Source organism: Sphingomonas sp. IC-11 (assembly GCF_021043365.1).
Taxonomy (GTDB): Bacteria; Pseudomonadota; Alphaproteobacteria; order Sphingomonadales; family Sphingomonadaceae; genus Sphingomonas.
Window position 1 is genome coordinate 1,012,804 of sequence record NZ_JAJNDU010000001.1, and the last position, 15,313, is coordinate 1,028,116.

The following is a 15,313-nucleotide window of genomic DNA, read 5'->3' on the forward strand; positions in this document are numbered from 1 at the left end:
ATATCCTGTTGTGCCGGAGGCATTTGCTCCCCCGAACCCCGCGCGGGGCCGCCCTTGCCCGAAGGCACATCGGACGGGAGGCAAACGTCGCAAACGGCAAGCCGATCCCGACTGGGCGATCATTGCGACAGGATAGCTGTCCGGGCATGGAGGGGCTGGTGACGAAGCGGAGTAGGGAATGAGGCTTGGGGTGTTTGCCGTTGCGGCGGCGCTTGCGGCATCGGCCGGCATCGCCCAAATCGCAGGCGTGACTGACGATCCCCATATCTGGCTTGAGGATCGCGAGGGTGCCAAGCCCCTCGCGTGGGTAGAAACCGAAAACAAGCGGACGCTGGCCCGGCTGGAGGCCGATCCGCGTTACCAGACCTTCTATCAGGAGGCGCTGGAGATCGCCTCCGCCGAAGATCGCATACCGATGCCGGAGATGATCGGCACGCGCATCTTCAACCTTTGGCGGGATCAGGCGCATCCTCAGGGCATCTGGCGATCCACCGATGCAGCGGATTTCGCCTCGGCCAACCCGGCCTGGACCACGCTGATCGACCTTGATGCTTTGTCAAAGGCGGAGGGGCGCAAATGGGTGTGGAAGGGCGTCACTTGCCTGGAGCCTGATGAGCGCCGATGCCTCGTCGCCCTGAGCGAAGGCGGAGAGGACGCGACGAGCCTGCGCGAATTCGATCTGGAAACGGGCAAGTTCGTCGACGGCGGTTTCGACCTTCCCGTCTCGAAGCAGAATGCCGACTGGATCGATGCAGACACGCTGATTGTGTCGCGCGATTGGGGCGAGGGTACGCTCACCAAGTCCGGCTATCCCTTCGTCGTGAAGATCCTGAAGCGCGGCGAGCCGCTGGCGTCCGCGCAGGAAATTTATCGCGGCACTTCCGATGACATCGGCGCTTGGCCATCGGTCGAGGTTGACGCTCAGGGTAATCGCGCGGTCGTGATCACGCGCGCGAAGACCTTCTTCACCTCCGACATTCTGTTGTGGGATGGTGCCGCGGCAAAGAAAGTGCCGTTGCCCGATCGGGTGGACGTGAACGGTCTGGTTGATGGCCGATTGATCGTGCGCATCAGCGAACCGTGGGGCAAGGTTCCGGAAGGGGCGCTGGCGTCGCTGCCGCTGAAGGACGCGCTGCGCGGGGCGGGCGATCTTACGACGATCTTCGCACCCGGTCCGCGCCAGTCCGTGGATCGCGGTAACGTGCGCGTCACCGGCGGGACGGTGATCGCATCCGTTTACGATAACGTGCGCGGCCGAGCCATGGTGTTCACGCCGTCTGGCGAGGGCTGGACCAGCCGAACGCTGGCGCTGCCGGACAATCTTTCCGTGGATCTGGTGACAACCGAGCGCGCTGGCGATCGCGGCTATCTCGCAGTGTCGGGCTTCACCACCCCCACACGGCTGATGGCGTTCGACGCTGCCGGGAACCAGCCGCCCGTTGCGGTGAAATCATCGCCCGCCCGGTTCGATGCCACCGGGCTGGTGGTGGAGCAGTTCGAGGCGAGCTCGTCTGACGGCACGAAGGTGCCCTATTTCGTTGTTCACCGTCAGGGCGCACCGAAGGACGGCAGCACGCCCACGCTGATGACGGCCTATGGCGGCTTCGAGGTGTCGAATACGCCTTATTACTCCGGAATCACCGGCAAGCTGTGGCTGGAGCGCGGCGGCGCCTTCGTGCTGGCCAACATTCGCGGCGGCGGCGAGTTCGGGCCGGAGTGGCACGAAGCGGGCCGAAAGACGAAGCGTCAGCTGATCTTTGACGATTTCGCCAGCATCGCGCGGGATCTGTTCGCACGCGGCATCACCAGTGCGAAGAGGCTCGGCATCTATGGCGGTTCCAACGGCGGGTTGCTGATGGGCGTGCAGCTGACCCAGCATCCGGAGCTATGGGGCGCCGTGACGATCCAGGTCCCGCTGCTCGACATGTTGCGGTATGAAGGGATCGCGGCCGGGGCTTCCTGGGTCGACGAATATGGCTCCGTTTCCGTGCCGGAGGAGCGCGCGTTTCTGGCGAAGATGTCTCCCTATCATGCGCTGCGCAAGGACGGCCGCTATCCGGAGCCCTATATCTGGACGACGACCAAGGACGACCGGGTGGGGCCGCAGCACGCGCGTAAGTTCGCTGCCCGGATGAAGGAATATGGACTGCCGTATCTGTTCTATGAAGACATGGCGGGCGGCCACTCCGGCGATGCCGACATTGCGCAGGGCGCGCGATTGCAGGCGTTGCAGACCGTGTATTTCGCACAGAAGCTGATCGGCCCCGCCGGGAAGTGAGCCGCTCCGCCGACGTGCCCCGTGGCGATCAGGCGGGGGCGTCGGCCGGCGTGGCGGTTCTCGGCTGGCCGCCCGTTTCGGGCGCCAGGAACCGCAGATTGGCCTCGCGTAGCTTCGCGCCTTCCTCGTCATAAAGGAATGGCAGGAAGGCATAGCGCTTGCCGCGGGTGACTGGCTGCGCCTCGTGCAGCAACGAGCAGGAGAAGATCACTGCGCCCCCCGTCGGTGCCCGGTAGGTTTGAGGGCCGAATTCCGGGAAGCAGAGATCACCACCGTCATATTCGCCGGCGTTCAGGTTGATCGTGCAGGCGAATTTCCGGTGTGCCGTGCCCTTGGTGGTATTGTCCCGATGCGCGCGGAAGTGACCGCCACCATTGTCGCCATCGTAACAAGCGACCAGCCAGCGTTCGATCCGGGTGGCTTCCCAGCCGAGCGCGCGCTTAATCTGCGGAATAAGGAAACGGGCGAGGCGGGCGCGCAGCTGCTCGCGCAGCAGGTCATCCTCGATATGATAGTCGGAACGCCGCTTATGGCTGTGGTCGATGCGGCCGACGGTGAGGCCGTTTTCCTCCCGCATGAACCCCGAATCCTCGCCGCCATTGGCTTCGTACAGGGTGATGAGGCGCTGGCACAAAGCGGGCTCGAACACGCGGGGCACGATCAATACCGGAGCGGCGGGATAGACGTCCGGCACCGTGATCTGCGCCTTCAGGGCGGCGATCGCTTGCGTACCGGCGTCGAGTGGGAAGCGCCCGCAGACGCGCAGCGTGGTATCAAGCAGCAACCAATGCTGGCGGTATTCGGCGCTCCCCGCATCGTCGTTCAGCGCGCCGTAAAGCCTCGAGACCGCGCCGTCATAATCAAGGAACCAGCGGATGCCGGGCAGTTGTTGCTGTACCACCCCGTCTGCAGCGTCAGCCGGGTTCGTGGACACACCGAAAAAACACGCGTGCCGATCATCGAACAGCATGCGGGTCTCGGTCACCAGCCGCAGGGCGGGTGCCAGCGCCGGATGAGACGCGCTTCCCGCGAAGAGCATCAGGATCGGCCGGCCCGCTGCCGTGTCGAAAGCGTAGCGCGGGTTGCCCGAAAGCGCCGGCGCATGGAACCACGGCGCCTGATCGCCCGGAAGCAGCAGATTGGCCATGCCGAACGCTACCATGGGCATGCAGTGGCGCGCGACTGGTTTCGCTACGTGAGTTTGCGGATGCAAACGGGGAACGGACCGTTGCACAAAACAGTTATTGCTGCGCTGCAACAGCATGGGTATTGCCGGTGAGCATGAAGCTGAACACCGACGAAGATCGGGTCGCCGCACCGGCAACGCCGCCCGTCAGCATGCCGACCGTTTTTGAAGCGATCGTGAAACAACAGGCCATCGCCGCGACGTACAATCGCGGATCGGTGACGCTGGCACCGCATATCGTCTACACCAAGCACGGCGAATTCTATCTCGACGCGATCACGCTGGAGCGGGATGGCAAGCCGCCGCGCGAGCCGAAGATCGGCGCCTTCAAGATTGCTGGTCTCGGGGGCATGCGCGTGACGCCCCGGCGGTTTACCCCCAGCGAGCTCTTCAACCCGAAGGAAGAGCGGTACCAGGGCGTGACGCTGCTATCGATCGAAGCCTGAGGGCGACCAGCCGGACCGTGCGAGCTCGAACCCGGCGAAGTCGAAGCCGGGCGCGACGACGCAGCTGACAAGCACCCACCCGTCTGGCGCTTCCGCTGCCTGCCAGCCATGCGCCGGAACCAGCGCTTGCGGCGTGTCCGGGTCAAGGTGACGGGTCGTGACCTGCTCGTCTTCCTCGATATGCAGCAGCAGCGGGCTGCCCGCGTGCCACAGCCACAGCTCTGCCGCGTCGACGCGGTGCCAGTGCGATCGTTCGCCTCGGTCGAGCAGGAACAGGATAGCCGTCATCGGCGATCGCTGGCCCGGCCGCGCCGGCAGCCGGACCGTCTCGCGGTAATAGCCGCCCTCCGGGTGCGGCGACAGGCCGTGCCGGGCGATGAGGGCGGCCGCTTCGCTCACCGGCAGCGGACTTGGTTGTTTTGATCCACGGCCCGACCCGCCAGCGCGCCTGCCGCGCCACCGAACAGTGTGCCGACAATACGGCTGCGCCCGCCATCGATCACGTTGCCAAGAACGCCGCCCAGCGCGCCGCCAACGATCAGCCCGGTCGTGCCGTCGGAGCGGCGGCAGTAATAGCGGCCGTCCGACCCCGAATAGACACGGTCGGTGGGCGCAAGTGCGCGCTCCTGATACTGCGAGCCGGACCGGTAATAACGGGAAGGATCATAGTCGCCCTCGTCGCGCCAGTCCCGGTCATCGTACGCGGAGGCAGGCGGTGGCGGTGCGGTCCGTCCGTCATCCCAGCGCGGATCCCGATAGCCTGATCCCGGCACCCGTCGAACGGACTGATAGCGGTCGAACTCGCTGCGGAAGACCTGCAGCTCGCGCTCGAACCGCTCCTGTGCGGCGCGGAAGCGGGCATCGTCAGCGCTGGATTGAGCGACGGCCGGCGTGCCGAAGGCGGCAGCCGCTACGCCGACGGCGATCGCGATGCGACGAGTAAGCATGTGACGTTTCTCTCCACGCCCAAGAGTGGGCAAGGGGAGGATACGGCCGCCCAGCAATATCGTTCCTGAACAGGAGGTCGCGCCGATCGGAAGTGAACCGCGGCACCTGAACCGCTCAATCCCGACGCACCATCACCCTCTCAGCATTCTCTCGGCCAGATCAGCCCTGATCCATCATCGGGGCCCCATAAGCGTCGATGGCTTCGAACAAACGGGTCAATTCAATCCGCTCCGCCTCATCGATCTCGGGCTTCCAGATCTCGAACAGCAGGACGGTGCGGGTTTCCGTTCCCCTGTTCCATGCCTCATGTTCGAACGAATCGTCGAAGATCACCAACTCGCCTTCGCGCCATTCGTGCACGTCGGCGCCGACGCGCAGGCCACATCCGGGGGGCGCAATGATCGGCAAGTGACAGATCAGGCGCGTGTTGAGCAGGCCGTGGTGCGGCTGGATGTGCGCGCCCGGCGTCAATCGCGAGAACAGCGCCATTGGGGAGCGGCCGGCGATGCGCGGGATCGGCAATTTGGCAAGCGCCGCCATGGTGGCGGGAAAGCGGGCAGCATTGGCCTCCACTATCTCGCCGCCGCGCCACAGATGAAGCGCGCTCCAGGCGGGGTCGTCGAGCAGGGGATTGTTCGGCAGCGGCCGATCCGGGTCGCCCTCCACGTATGGGGCGAAGCCCTCCGTCACGGCTTCCAGCTCCGCCCGGATCGCCGGCGTGTCTGCTTCCAACTCAGCCACCCAGGCAAATTCGTCGCGCGAATAGAAGGCGCGTTGCGGCAATCCTTCGAAATAGAACATGCTTGGCTGTTGCAGGTGCAATTCCCGCCGGCCGAGCAGCAGATCGATCGACTGCGCCACCCGGGGCGCCCGCGGGCTGGCGATCGCAGTCTCGACATGCGCCGTGAACCGCTCGCTCGCCTCGCGCTTGAATAACTCCGCCTGTCGCAGCAGCGGGTGCAGTGATTGCGGTACATCCCGCGTGACCGCGGCCTGATTGAGCGCTGCGGTATAGAAGTTAGAAGCAGCGCGATCGTCCCCGTCCAGCCGCTTGCGATCGCCCATCAGCAGCAGCGCGGCGATGTGTCGCGGCTGTTCTCGCAGCTGGGCCTGCAAGGCCTGGGTCTCTGCCGCCGTGTCCCCGGCCATCCGGCAGGCCTGCGCCAGCGCCAGCCAGGGCAGCGGAAAGCCCTCCGGCTGCGATGCGATGATGCGGTCGAAACTGGCGCGCGCAGCCCCGCCGTCCCCACGCCGCAGCGCCTCCACCCCTTGTCTGGCGAGGTGTTCGGCTTCGGCGCGGGTCATGGTCATGCCGCTTCTATCGCGGCTCCATTCGGCCCCGTAAAGCAGGCCGGCGTCATGGTAGCGAGACGAAACTGTCCATCACGCGCTTGTGCCCGGCCTTCTCGAATTCGATCTCCAGCTTGTTACCCTCAATGCTTTCGATCGTGCCGTAACCGAACTTCTGGTGGAACACGCGCAGACCGACGGAAAGGTCGGAACGGCCCTTGTTCCCCAGGCTGACCGATGGCGCGCGGCTCTCCACCACGCGGGTCGGTTCGCGGTTGAAGGTGCGGCTCTGCCAATCACCGCCCGGCTTGCCGCCAAGCGTGCCCGCCGCTCGCTGCCATCCCGGGCCCCGCCCGGTGCCGCGCCCGACATCGGAGAACGGGTCGGCCCGCTCGGACCAATTTGCCCGCCACAGGCTTTCGCCGCCGCTCATGGTGGTTTCGCTGTCCACGTGGTCCGGCGGCAGCTCGCCGACGAAGCGCGAGGGGATGGAGCTGGTCCATTGGCCATAGATACGGCGGTTCGCAGCATGCAGGATCACCGCCCGTCGCCGCGCGCGCGTGATCGCGACATAGGCTAGGCGGCGCTCCTCCTCCAGGCTGCGGGTGCCGCCTTCGTCCAGCGCGCGCTGGGACGGGAAGATTCCTTCTTCCCAGCCGGCGAGGAACACGGTGTCGAATTCCAGGCCCTTCGCCGCGTGGATGGTCATGATCGTGACCTTGGGATCCTCGCGCGCGCCCTCATTGTCCATCACCAGGCTGACATGCTCAAGGAACGCGCCGAGGCTTTCATATTCCTCCATGGCGCGGACCAATTCGCTGAGGTTCTCCAGCCGGCCGGCCGCTTCGGTCGATTTCTCGGCCTGCCACATCGCGGTATAGCCGGATTCGTCCAGGATCTGCCGGGCCAACTCGGCATGAGGTAGATCGCGCGCCATGTCCCGCCAGCGGGCCACGTCGCCGATGAAATTGCCAAGCGCGCGTCGCGCCTGCGGGGTCAGCTCGTCCGTGTCGAGAATACGGGCGGCCGCAAGGCTCAGCGGCAAGCCTTCCGCGCGGGCGAGCTGATGCAGCTTCGCGATTGCCTTGTCGCCAAGTCCTCGTTTGGGCGTGTTGACGATCCGCTCGAAGGCGAGATCGTCCGCCGGCTGGTTGACGATACGCAGATAAGCCAGAGCGTCGCGGATTTCCTGGCGCTCATAGAAACGGAAGCCGCCAACGATACGGTACGGCATGCCGATGGCGATGAAGCGATCTTCGAACTCGCGGGTCTGATGCTGGGCGCGCACCAGGATAGCGATATCGTCCAGTGACTTGTCGCCGTCCGACCGAAATGCCCGTTGGCAGGCCTCGATTTCGTCGCCAACGCGCCGGGCCTCCTCCGGCCCGTCCCAGACGCCGATCACGCGAACCTTCTCGCCAACGTCCAGTTCGGTCCACAGTGACTTGCCAAGGCGTCCGGAATTATTGCCGATCACGCCGCCGGCCGCGCCCAGGATATGTGGCGTGGAGCGGTAGTTCTGCTCCAGCCGGATAACCTTGGCGCCGGGAAAGTCCTTCTCGAACTTCAGGATATTCTCCACCTGCGCGCCGCGCCACGAATAGATCGACTGATCGTCGTCACCCACGCAACAGATGTTGCGCCGTTCCTGCGCCAGCAGCCGCAGCCAGAGATATTGGACGGAGTTGGTGTCCTGGTATTCGTCCACCATGATGTAGCGAAAGCGCTGCTGATATTGCTCCAGCACCCCGCGATTGGTCTTCAGGATCGTCAGGACGTGGAGCAGCAGGTCGCCGAAATCGCAGGCGTTCACTGCCTTCAGGCGATCCTGATATTGTTCATACAGCTCGCCGCCGCGGCCGTTACCGTAGCGCTCGCTTTCTCCGGCATCGATCTCGCGCGGGGTCAGCCCCTTGTTCTTCCACTCGTCGATCAGCCCGGCGAGGCTGCGCGCCGGGAAGCGCTTCTCGTCGATGTCCGCCGCAACGATCAGCTGCTTTAGCAGGCGCAGCTGATCGTCGGTGTCCAGAATGGTAAAATTGTTCTGCAATCCGACCAGTTCGGCGTGCCGGCGCAGCATCTTCGCGCCGATGGCGTGGAACGTGCCCAGCCACGGCATTCCTTCCACAGCGTCTCCGACCAGACGGCCGACCCGTTCGCGCATCTCGCGCGCGGCCTTGTTGGTGAAGGTCACCGACAGGATTTCGCTGGGGTAAGCGCGCCGGGTATAGAGCAGGTGAGCAAGCCGGGCGGTCAGCGCTGCGGTCTTGCCCGTGCCAGCGCCGGCGAGCACGAGCACTGGCCCGTCGGTGGTGAGCACCGCCTCACGCTGCTGCGGATTGAGGCCCCTGAGATACGGAGGGTCGGCAAGCTGGGTATCGGTCACCCACGAACAGTTAGGGAACGAGAGCCACGTGAGCAAGCGCGAGCCGATGAGGCGCGTGCATCTTCAAGGCCGGCAGGGCCGGGCCCTTAGGGGCAAGATCGGACGTACTTCGCGCACGATCGCGCTCCCGGAATGCATATTGCAGGGTGTCACCATCTATGAGAACATAGTAGAAACACGCAGGAGGGTTCGATGGCGACGACAGGCAAATGTCACTGTGGTGCAGTCAGCTGGTCGGCCGAGGGCGAGCCGGAGCATCACGCGATCTGTCACTGCGACGATTGCCGGCGCTGGTCCGGTGCGCCGGCCGTCGGCTGGATCGCGTGGCAGGCGGATCGTGTCACGATAGACGGTCAAACAACGACCTATCATTCTTCCGAACATGGCACGCGTGAGTTCTGCGGCACCTGTGGTACCGGGCTGTTCTACCGCAATCCCGAAGCGCTGCCGGGGATTGTCGACATTCATTCGGGGACGCTGGACGATCCCGAAAGCCAGCCGCCGGGCGCGCAGATCATGGTCAAGGATCGCCTGAGCTGGACGGCCGGCATCGCCGAACTTCCCGCTTTTCAAACCTATCCCGGTATGGACTGATTTAGAGAAGTTTGGTTCTCCCCAGAAAACGGCCTAGCCGGACGGACGGTAGTTGCCAGCAACTCCCGGCCCGTGCCGGGCAGGGTATCGCGCAGGCACGATGTTGACGCCGGCCATCGGCGGGAGGAGAGGGGGCCATGACGACGACTGCGACCAGCGCCAATTCTCCTCGCCGTGTCCTACTGGCGAGTTTCGTCGGCACCGGGGTCGAATTCTACGACTTCTACATCTACGCGACCGCGGCGAGCCTCGTATTCGGACAGATCTTCTTCCCGGTGGCGGAGCCGGGCATGCAGCAGATGGCCAGCTTTGCCACCTTGGCTGTGGCCTTCTTCGCTCGTCCGGTCGGGGCCGCTTTCTTCGGACACTTTGGCGATCGCATCGGGCGCAAGTCCACGCTCGTCGCCAGCCTGCTCACCATGGGTCTGTCCACCACATTGATCGCTTTCCTGCCGACCTATGCCGATGCCGGATGGTGGGCCCCGCTCATTCTTTGCCTGCTGCGATTCGGGCAGGGCTTCGGCTTGGGTGGCGAGTGGGGCGGCGCGGCCCTGCTCGCGGTGGAGAACGCACCACCGGGGTGGCGCGCACGATTCGGCAGCGCGCCGCAAATGGGTGCGCCCGCCGGCTTCATCGCGGCCAATGGGCTGTTTCTGCTTCTCGGACTTTGGCTGACGCCTGAGCAGTTTCGCGAATGGGGCTGGCGTATTCCGTTTCTGATCAGCGCGCTGCTGGTTGGCCTGGGCCTGTGGATCCGGTTGAAGCTTACGGAGACGGCGGAATTTGCGGCTGCGCTGGAGGAAGCGCCTCCGCCAGCGGTGCCCTTTGCGGAACTGGTCCGCCATCATGGCTTGGCGACGATCGCCGGCACGATCGGTGCGATTGCCTGCTTTGCGCTCTACTACATCACCACCGCCTTCACGCTGGGCTACGGCACCAAGACGCTTGGCTATTCGATGCAATCCATGCTGCTGGTTCAGCTTGGCGCCATCCTGTTCATGGCGCTGGGCATTTACGGCTCGGCATGGCTCGCGGACCGTAAGTTCGATGAACGTCGCGTGCTTGCCGGTGGTTGCGTCGGCGTGGTGATCGCCGGGCCGCTGTTGGGGCCGATGCTTGGATCGGGCTCGCTACTGCTGGTGTTCGCTTATCTTTCTCTGGCATTGTTGCTGATGGGCTTTGTTTATGGGCCGCTCGGCGCCTGGCTGCCCGGTCTGTTTCCGCCGCGAGTCCGGTACACAGGCGCTTCGATGGCCTTCAACATTGCCGGCGTGCTGGGTGGCGGTCTTACGCCGCTGTTCGCGCAGGCGCTGGCAGAAAACGTGGGGCTTGCCGCTGTTGGCTGGTACGGCAGCGTTGCAGCCGCATTGAGCCTCGTGGCCCTGATCGCGACTCGGCCGCGCGCTCGCACGCATGCGGTGGTCGTTCAGCCATGAACGGTCGCGGCAGTGCCACCGCGAATAGGTCCCGCGGCTTCGCTGCCATCGTACCGGGACAACGCGATGTGGTAAGGCTTCCCACGGCCGCGAGGGCCTATTTGATCAGGCACTAGGCCCGACGAAGCAGAGTCAATCTGGCCTTGCCGTACACGCGAGTCGCATCCTCGACAAAGCCATCAACGGCCACTTGCTCGTCACGCGCCGTTTCGATGCTGATCCACGTAGCCGGGCCTGCCCAGCCTAGCCGGCCCAGTTTGTGTAGCGCCACCGCGCCGGCGCCTGTGCTGTACGGCGGGTCCATCATGATCAGGTCCATGGGCGCACGTGCCGGTCCCAGTGCCAGCACGCTACCAGCGCGCACCTCTGTGCTCGGCGCAGCAAAGGCCGCAATGTTGGCGCGTAACGCGTCAAGCGCGTCGCGATCCTGTTCGACGAATAGGCACGATGCGGCACCACGCGACAGCGCTTCAAGGCCAAGAGCGCCCGATCCCGCGAAGAGATCGGCCACTGACAACTCTTCGAAACTGCCGAGGCGGCTGACGAGCATCGAGAACAGAGCCTCACGGGTGCGATCCGCTGTCGGCCTTGTCGTGTCGCCCTTGGGAGAGACAAGTCGTCGTCCACGCCACTGTCCCGCGATAATGCGCATCAGCGGGAGCCTTTCGGCTTTGTGGGCCGTGTCGGACGAGGCTTGGCAGGGCGCGGCGCCTCTTCGCCACGATCCTGTCGGAAAGAGCGCGTCCGTGCACCCCGGCTGCCGCTGTCACGAACGGCAAGAGAGCCGTCTGCTCGGCGCCGCGGACCCTTTACGGGCTTTGCTGCCGCCTTTCGTTCGCCGACTTCCTCGGCCTTGCGTGGTACCGTGCGTTGCGGCGCAGCGATGGCACGTGCTGCTGGCCTCTCTTTATGAACCTGCGCCTGCTCCTCGACAGGGGCGACACCGCGGCGCCGCGCCGGCTGAGGCAGTTCACGTCGGGTGGGGTCAGCCTGGAATGCTTCCACGTCGTGGCGGCGAACTTCCCCGATCTGACCTGGTGCAAGGTCACCGAGAACGAACGGGCCATAGCGGGTTCGGATCAGGCGGCTCACCTGCAGGCCGAGATGTTCCAGGACTCGCCTAACCTCGCGGTTCTTGCCCTCTTTCAGGACCAGTTCGATCCAGAGATTGGCTCCCGTGCGACGTTCGATGTTCGCGTCGATGGAGCCATAGCGAACGCCCTCGATTTCTACGCCGTGAATGAGTTCCTCCAGCTGAGGCTGGCTCACCTTGCCGTAAGCACGAGCGCGGTAAGCGCGCTCGACCCCGGTCGCGGGCAACTCGAGCTGACGCTTCAAGCCACCATCAGTGGTCATCAACAGAAGGCCTTCGGTATTCAGATCGAGCCGACCTACTGGCATCAGTCTCGGGAGGCCTTTTGGCAGCCGGTCGTAGATCGTCGGCCGGCCTTTCGGATCGCGCTCGGTCGTCAACACGCCCGTAGGCTTGTGGAATAAATAGAGGCGGGCTGGCTCGGGAGCGGCAACCGGAGCGCCATCAACAGTGACGCCTTCCAGAGAAGGCAGGAGGGTGGCGGGCGTTTCCACTTGCACACCAGCCAGGGCGACTCGGCCGTCGGCGATCATGCGTTCAATCTCGCGTCGCGAAGCGACCCCGGCGCGGGCGAGCAGCTTGGCAATGCGGTGCAGTGGCGCCGTGGACGGCGATCCGGCGCGGGAGGAACTCGACATGTCGCACCTGATACATGCGTTGTGCGCCTGCGGCGAAATTATTTGCGTCGCTGCGGGTTCAGCAGCGTTATCTGGTCAGGCGTGAACCGTAGCGGACATTGCGGAACTGGTGATGATTTTCAGCCGGAAAAAGAGGTCGATCGTACGGCTCCTGGTGGTGGAGGACGAGCCTCTGGTCGCGTTTGACACCGAGCATATGCTGAGCGAACAGGATTATGAGATCATCGCTACGGTCGATCGTGTCGCAGACGCGGTTGCGATCCTCAACAAGGCCTCCGACATTCATCTCGTGCTCGCAGACCTGGCGCTTGCGGACGGCAGCGGAATCGAGGTGGCGCGCACTGCCTTACAGTTGGGAATTCCGGTTATGTTCGTGACCGGAAACTGTCCGGGCGACGCCGAAGCGCTGGCGGTTGGCTGCTTGTCGAAGCCTTACGCGCCTCGTGACTTGTTGGCTGCGATTGGCGCCGTCGAAGCTGCGCGAGAAGGCAAGGCACCTAGGCGACTGCCACGCGGCTTCCGTCTGTTCACTCCCGCATCCACCACAGGTGGATCCGCTGTGATCAGGTGATCACCATCTGCATGTTAATGAACTCACGGACCGCTGCCCACAGCTGACGCGAGCTTACCGGTTCCCCGCGGTATGGCTATGAAGTTCTGCCAAGCGCTACACTCGATCACGTCAGTTGAACCGCGGATCGTCGGAGCTCTCACCTGGACCGTCGGGCTCACTGAATCGCGCCGGGGCATCATGCGGCTCGACCCGCACGCCATCTTCCACCGCTTCGTTCCGGGCTGCTCCTTGGCCTTCGATATCGGTGCGAGCAGCGTCGTCCCAGGCAGCCGGAGCGCTGTCCGGCGACTGGTCTACTCCGTCTTCTGGCATGCTATCGGGGTGCGGGTCTCCGCCTTGTTCTATCATGTCACACGCTCGGCTGGATGGGAGCTGGATCGTTGCCTGGCGCGGCGGGGGCGGGCTGGTCAAAGTCCGGGCTCGGAGGGGTAACCTCGGGCGGCGGTGAAGTCGGCTCGGCCGGCTGACTTGGCGGCACGGGTTGTTCAGGTGGGGGCGTTGTGGCCATTGTTGTTCGTCCTTTTCCCTCCAACAACGCGCGATCGTTCGTCCTGGTTGCTGGCAAAGCTTGCGGGGAGGCGCCGCGCAGTATAGAGGCCCGCGACCGGCGGTGCCTTTATGCGGGCGTGGCGGAACTGGTAGACGCGCTGGATTTAGGTTCCAGTATCGCAAGATGTGGGGGTTCGAGTCCCTTCGCCCGCACCAGTTTATCCGCGGCGTGCCCGCGGACAGGCACCATCCACGAAATTCTTTTCAAGGCACGAAGATGCAGACTGTCGAGACGTTGAACGAGGGCCTGAAGCGCGCCTACACGCTGACCATTCCCGCCAAGGATATCCAGTCCCGCGTTGATGCCGAGCTGGCACGTGTCGCGCCGCAGGTGCGGATGCCCGGCTTCCGCCCGGGCAAGGTTCCGGCCAACTTGGTGCGCAAGATGCATGGTCCGGCGCTGATGCAGGACGCGCTCAACACGTCAATTCAGGAAAGCATCCAGGCGTTGATCGCCGAGAAGCAGCTCCGTCCCGCTGTTCAGCCGTCGGTCGCCCTGACCGAAGGATATGAGCCCGGCAAGGATGCCGAGCTGAAGATCGAGCTCGAAGTGCTGCCGCAGGTGCCGGCGCCGGCAATTGAGGGTCTCAAGCTCGAGAAGCTGGTCGTACCGGCGGCCGACGAGGTAATCGACGAACAGCTTCAGAAGTTTGCCGATCAGACCAAGAGCTGGGACGACACCGAAGAGGGCTACGCCGCGCAGAACGGTGATCTGGTCACGATGGACTTCGTCGGCAAGACGATGGACGGCGTTGCCTTTGATGGTGGCACGGGCACCGACATGGCTGTGGAGCTCGGCTCCGGCCGCCTGATCCCGGGCTTTGAGGATCAGGTTGTTGGCGCGAAGGCCGGCGAAGAGCGTCAGATCAAGGTGACCTTCCCTGAAGAGTATCAGGCGAAGGAACTGGCTGGTCAGGACGCGACCTTCGATCTCACCATCAAGTCGGTAAAGACGGCAGGTGAGGCCAAGGTTGACGAGGATCTGGCGAAGAATCTCGGCCTCGAGAGCCTGGAGCAGCTGCGCGGCCTGATCCGCGGCCAGGTCGAGAGCGAGCTCGGCAACCTCACCCGCACCCACATGAAGCGCAAGCTGCTCGACCAGCTCGCCGCCGGCCACGATTTCGAAGTGCCGCCCTCGATGGTCGAGGCCGAGTTCCAGCAGATCTGGGCGCAGCTCGAGCATGAAGCGACCCATGAGCCGGATCCTAAGGCGGCCATGGAGGAGATGGAGAAGGAGCGCGACGATTACCGCAAGATCGCCGAGCGCCGTGTCCGTCTGGGCCTGCTGCTGAGCGAGATCGGCCAGGCGAATGGCGTCGAAGTGACGCAGCAGGAAATGAACCGCCTGATCGCGCAGGCTGCCCAGCAGTATCGCGGCGAGGACCAGCAGCGCTTCATCCAGTACATCCAGCAGGAACCGATGGCTGCTGCCCAGCTGCGCGCGCCGCTGTACGAGGACAAGGTCGTCGACTTCCTGTTCGAGAAGGCTGAGGTGACCGAGCGCGAAACGACCCGCGAGGAGCTGGAAGCCGCGATCGAGAGCGAGGACGGTTTCGCGACTGGCACGCACCATCACGATCACGACAACCACAAGCCGAAGCAGAAGAAGGCCGCTTCCAAGAAGAAGGCCGACGAAGCTCCAGCCGAAGACGCTGCGGCTGCGGAGGGCGAAGAGGTGAAGCCGGCGAAGAAGACGGCGAAGAAGAAGGCGGCTGAGCCTGCCGCGGAAGCAGAAGAGGCCGAGGCTGCGGCTCCTGCCAAGAAGCCGGCTGCGAAGAAGGCGGCCAAGGCGGCGACGCAGGACGACGGAGCGACTGCCGACGTAGAAGCAAAGCCCGCCAAGAAGACGGCGAAGAAGAGCACCGCCAAGTCCGAGGGCTAACCTCCGGTTCGGC

The 15,313-nt window shown here is 64.4% G+C and carries 13 protein-coding genes and 1 tRNA gene; 7 read left to right on the forward strand and 7 right to left on the reverse strand.

The annotated features are described in order from the left end of the window. Positions 1 to 178: 178 nt before the first annotated feature. Positions 179 to 2,278 (forward strand): prolyl oligopeptidase family serine peptidase, encoded by a 2,100-nt coding sequence (locus LQ954_RS04820; RefSeq protein ID WP_231022192.1) that lies wholly within the window; start codon positions 179 to 181, stop codon positions 2,276 to 2,278. Between the two features lie 28 nt (positions 2,279 to 2,306). On the opposite strand, the gene LQ954_RS04825 is transcribed toward LQ954_RS04820, so the two are convergent. Then, positions 2,307 to 3,446: a 2OG-Fe(II) oxygenase gene (locus LQ954_RS04825; protein ID WP_231022193.1), complete on the reverse strand. Its 1,140-nt coding sequence runs from the start codon at positions 3,444 to 3,446 to the stop codon at positions 2,307 to 2,309. Between the two features lie 113 nt (positions 3,447 to 3,559). On the opposite strand from LQ954_RS04825, the gene LQ954_RS04830 reads away from it, so the two are divergent. Next, positions 3,560 to 3,910 (forward strand): WYL domain-containing protein, encoded by a 351-nt coding sequence (locus LQ954_RS04830; RefSeq protein WP_227771070.1) that lies wholly within the window; start codon positions 3,560 to 3,562, stop codon positions 3,908 to 3,910. On the opposite strand, the gene LQ954_RS04835 is transcribed toward LQ954_RS04830, so the two are convergent. The 4 genes from LQ954_RS04835 to LQ954_RS04850 all read right to left on the reverse strand — a co-directional run bounded on the left by LQ954_RS04835 (position 3,893) and on the right by LQ954_RS04850 (position 8,534). Beyond that, entirely contained in the window at positions 3,893 to 4,309 is a 417-nt protein-coding gene (locus tag LQ954_RS04835) for a cupin domain-containing protein (protein ID WP_231022194.1), read from the reverse strand. The genes LQ954_RS04830 and LQ954_RS04835 overlap by 18 nt on opposite strands. Next, positions 4,306 to 4,857, reverse strand: a complete 552-nt coding sequence (locus LQ954_RS04840; RefSeq protein ID WP_227770588.1) for a glycine zipper 2TM domain-containing protein — start codon at positions 4,855 to 4,857, stop codon at positions 4,306 to 4,308. The genes LQ954_RS04835 and LQ954_RS04840 overlap by 4 nt, the downstream gene beginning before the upstream one ends. A gap of 160 nt (positions 4,858 to 5,017) precedes the next feature. Next, on the reverse strand, positions 5,018 to 6,163 hold the full coding sequence (locus tag LQ954_RS04845; protein ID WP_443026612.1) for an aspartyl/asparaginyl beta-hydroxylase domain-containing protein: 1,146 nt from the start codon (positions 6,161 to 6,163) through the stop codon (positions 5,018 to 5,020). Positions 6,164 to 6,215: 52 nt separating this feature from the next. Continuing rightward, entirely contained in the window at positions 6,216 to 8,534 is a 2,319-nt protein-coding gene (locus tag LQ954_RS04850; protein WP_231022196.1) for an ATP-dependent helicase, read from the reverse strand. A 192-nt stretch (positions 8,535 to 8,726) separates the two neighbouring features. Here LQ954_RS04850 and LQ954_RS04855 point away from each other — a divergent pair, with 192 nt between their 5' ends. Both LQ954_RS04855 and LQ954_RS04860 read left to right on the forward strand, forming a co-directional pair. Continuing rightward, entirely contained in the window at positions 8,727 to 9,128 is a 402-nt protein-coding gene (locus tag LQ954_RS04855) for a GFA family protein (protein WP_231022197.1), read from the forward strand. A gap of 137 nt (positions 9,129 to 9,265) precedes the next feature. Next, positions 9,266 to 10,564, forward strand: a complete 1,299-nt coding sequence (locus LQ954_RS04860; RefSeq protein WP_231022198.1) for an MFS transporter — start codon at positions 9,266 to 9,268, stop codon at positions 10,562 to 10,564. Between the two features lie 112 nt (positions 10,565 to 10,676). Here LQ954_RS04860 and rsmD read toward each other — a convergent pair whose 3' ends face one another. Together rsmD and LQ954_RS04870 are read right to left on the reverse strand one after the other, a co-directional pair. Further along, positions 10,677 to 11,216, reverse strand: a complete 540-nt coding sequence (gene rsmD, locus LQ954_RS04865) for a 16S rRNA (guanine(966)-N(2))-methyltransferase RsmD (protein ID WP_231022199.1) — start codon at positions 11,214 to 11,216, stop codon at positions 10,677 to 10,679. Next, positions 11,216 to 12,295: a pseudouridine synthase gene (locus LQ954_RS04870; RefSeq protein ID WP_231022200.1), complete on the reverse strand. Its 1,080-nt coding sequence runs from the start codon at positions 12,293 to 12,295 to the stop codon at positions 11,216 to 11,218. The genes rsmD and LQ954_RS04870 overlap by 1 nt, the downstream gene beginning before the upstream one ends. A gap of 112 nt (positions 12,296 to 12,407) precedes the next feature. On the opposite strand from LQ954_RS04870, the gene LQ954_RS04875 reads away from it, so the two are divergent. The 3 genes from LQ954_RS04875 to tig all read left to right on the forward strand — a co-directional run bounded on the left by LQ954_RS04875 (position 12,408) and on the right by tig (position 15,300). After that, on the forward strand, positions 12,408 to 12,866 hold the full coding sequence (locus tag LQ954_RS04875; protein WP_231022201.1) for a response regulator: 459 nt from the start codon (positions 12,408 to 12,410) through the stop codon (positions 12,864 to 12,866). 623 nt (positions 12,867 to 13,489) lie between these two features. Further along, positions 13,490 to 13,574, forward strand: a tRNA-Leu gene (locus LQ954_RS04880). Positions 13,575 to 13,635: 61 nt separating this feature from the next. Next, complete coding sequence (gene tig / locus LQ954_RS04885; RefSeq protein ID WP_231022202.1) at positions 13,636 to 15,300, forward strand: trigger factor; 1,665 nt, start codon at positions 13,636 to 13,638, stop codon at positions 15,298 to 15,300. The last annotated feature ends 13 nt before the right edge of the window (positions 15,301 to 15,313 follow it).

What these genes read in the sequence shown, in the direction of transcription:
- LQ954_RS04820 (WP_231022192.1), top strand. Translation starts at nt 179, where the DNA reads ATGAGGCTTGGGGTGTTTGCCGTTGCGGCGGCGCTTGCGGCATCGGCC.
- LQ954_RS04825 (WP_231022193.1), bottom strand. Translation starts at nt 3,446, where the DNA reads ATGCCCATGGTAGCGTTCGGCATGGCCAATCTGCTGCTTCCGGGCGAT.
- LQ954_RS04830 (WP_227771070.1), top strand. Translation starts at nt 3,560, where the DNA reads ATGAAGCTGAACACCGACGAAGATCGGGTCGCCGCACCGGCAACGCCG.
- LQ954_RS04840 (WP_227770588.1), bottom strand. Translation starts at nt 4,857, where the DNA reads ATGCTTACTCGTCGCATCGCGATCGCCGTCGGCGTAGCGGCTGCCGCC.
- LQ954_RS04845 (WP_443026612.1), bottom strand. Translation starts at nt 6,163, where the DNA reads ATGACCCGCGCCGAAGCCGAACACCTCGCCAGACAAGGGGTGGAGGCG.
- LQ954_RS04855 (WP_231022197.1), top strand. Translation starts at nt 8,727, where the DNA reads ATGGCGACGACAGGCAAATGTCACTGTGGTGCAGTCAGCTGGTCGGCC.
- LQ954_RS04860 (WP_231022198.1), top strand. Translation starts at nt 9,266, where the DNA reads ATGACGACGACTGCGACCAGCGCCAATTCTCCTCGCCGTGTCCTACTG.
- rsmD (WP_231022199.1), bottom strand. Translation starts at nt 11,216, where the DNA reads ATGCGCATTATCGCGGGACAGTGGCGTGGACGACGACTTGTCTCTCCC.
- LQ954_RS04870 (WP_231022200.1), bottom strand. Translation starts at nt 12,295, where the DNA reads ATGTCGAGTTCCTCCCGCGCCGGATCGCCGTCCACGGCGCCACTGCAC.
- LQ954_RS04875 (WP_231022201.1), top strand. Translation starts at nt 12,408, where the DNA reads ATGATTTTCAGCCGGAAAAAGAGGTCGATCGTACGGCTCCTGGTGGTG.
- tig (WP_231022202.1), top strand. Translation starts at nt 13,636, where the DNA reads ATGCAGACTGTCGAGACGTTGAACGAGGGCCTGAAGCGCGCCTACACG.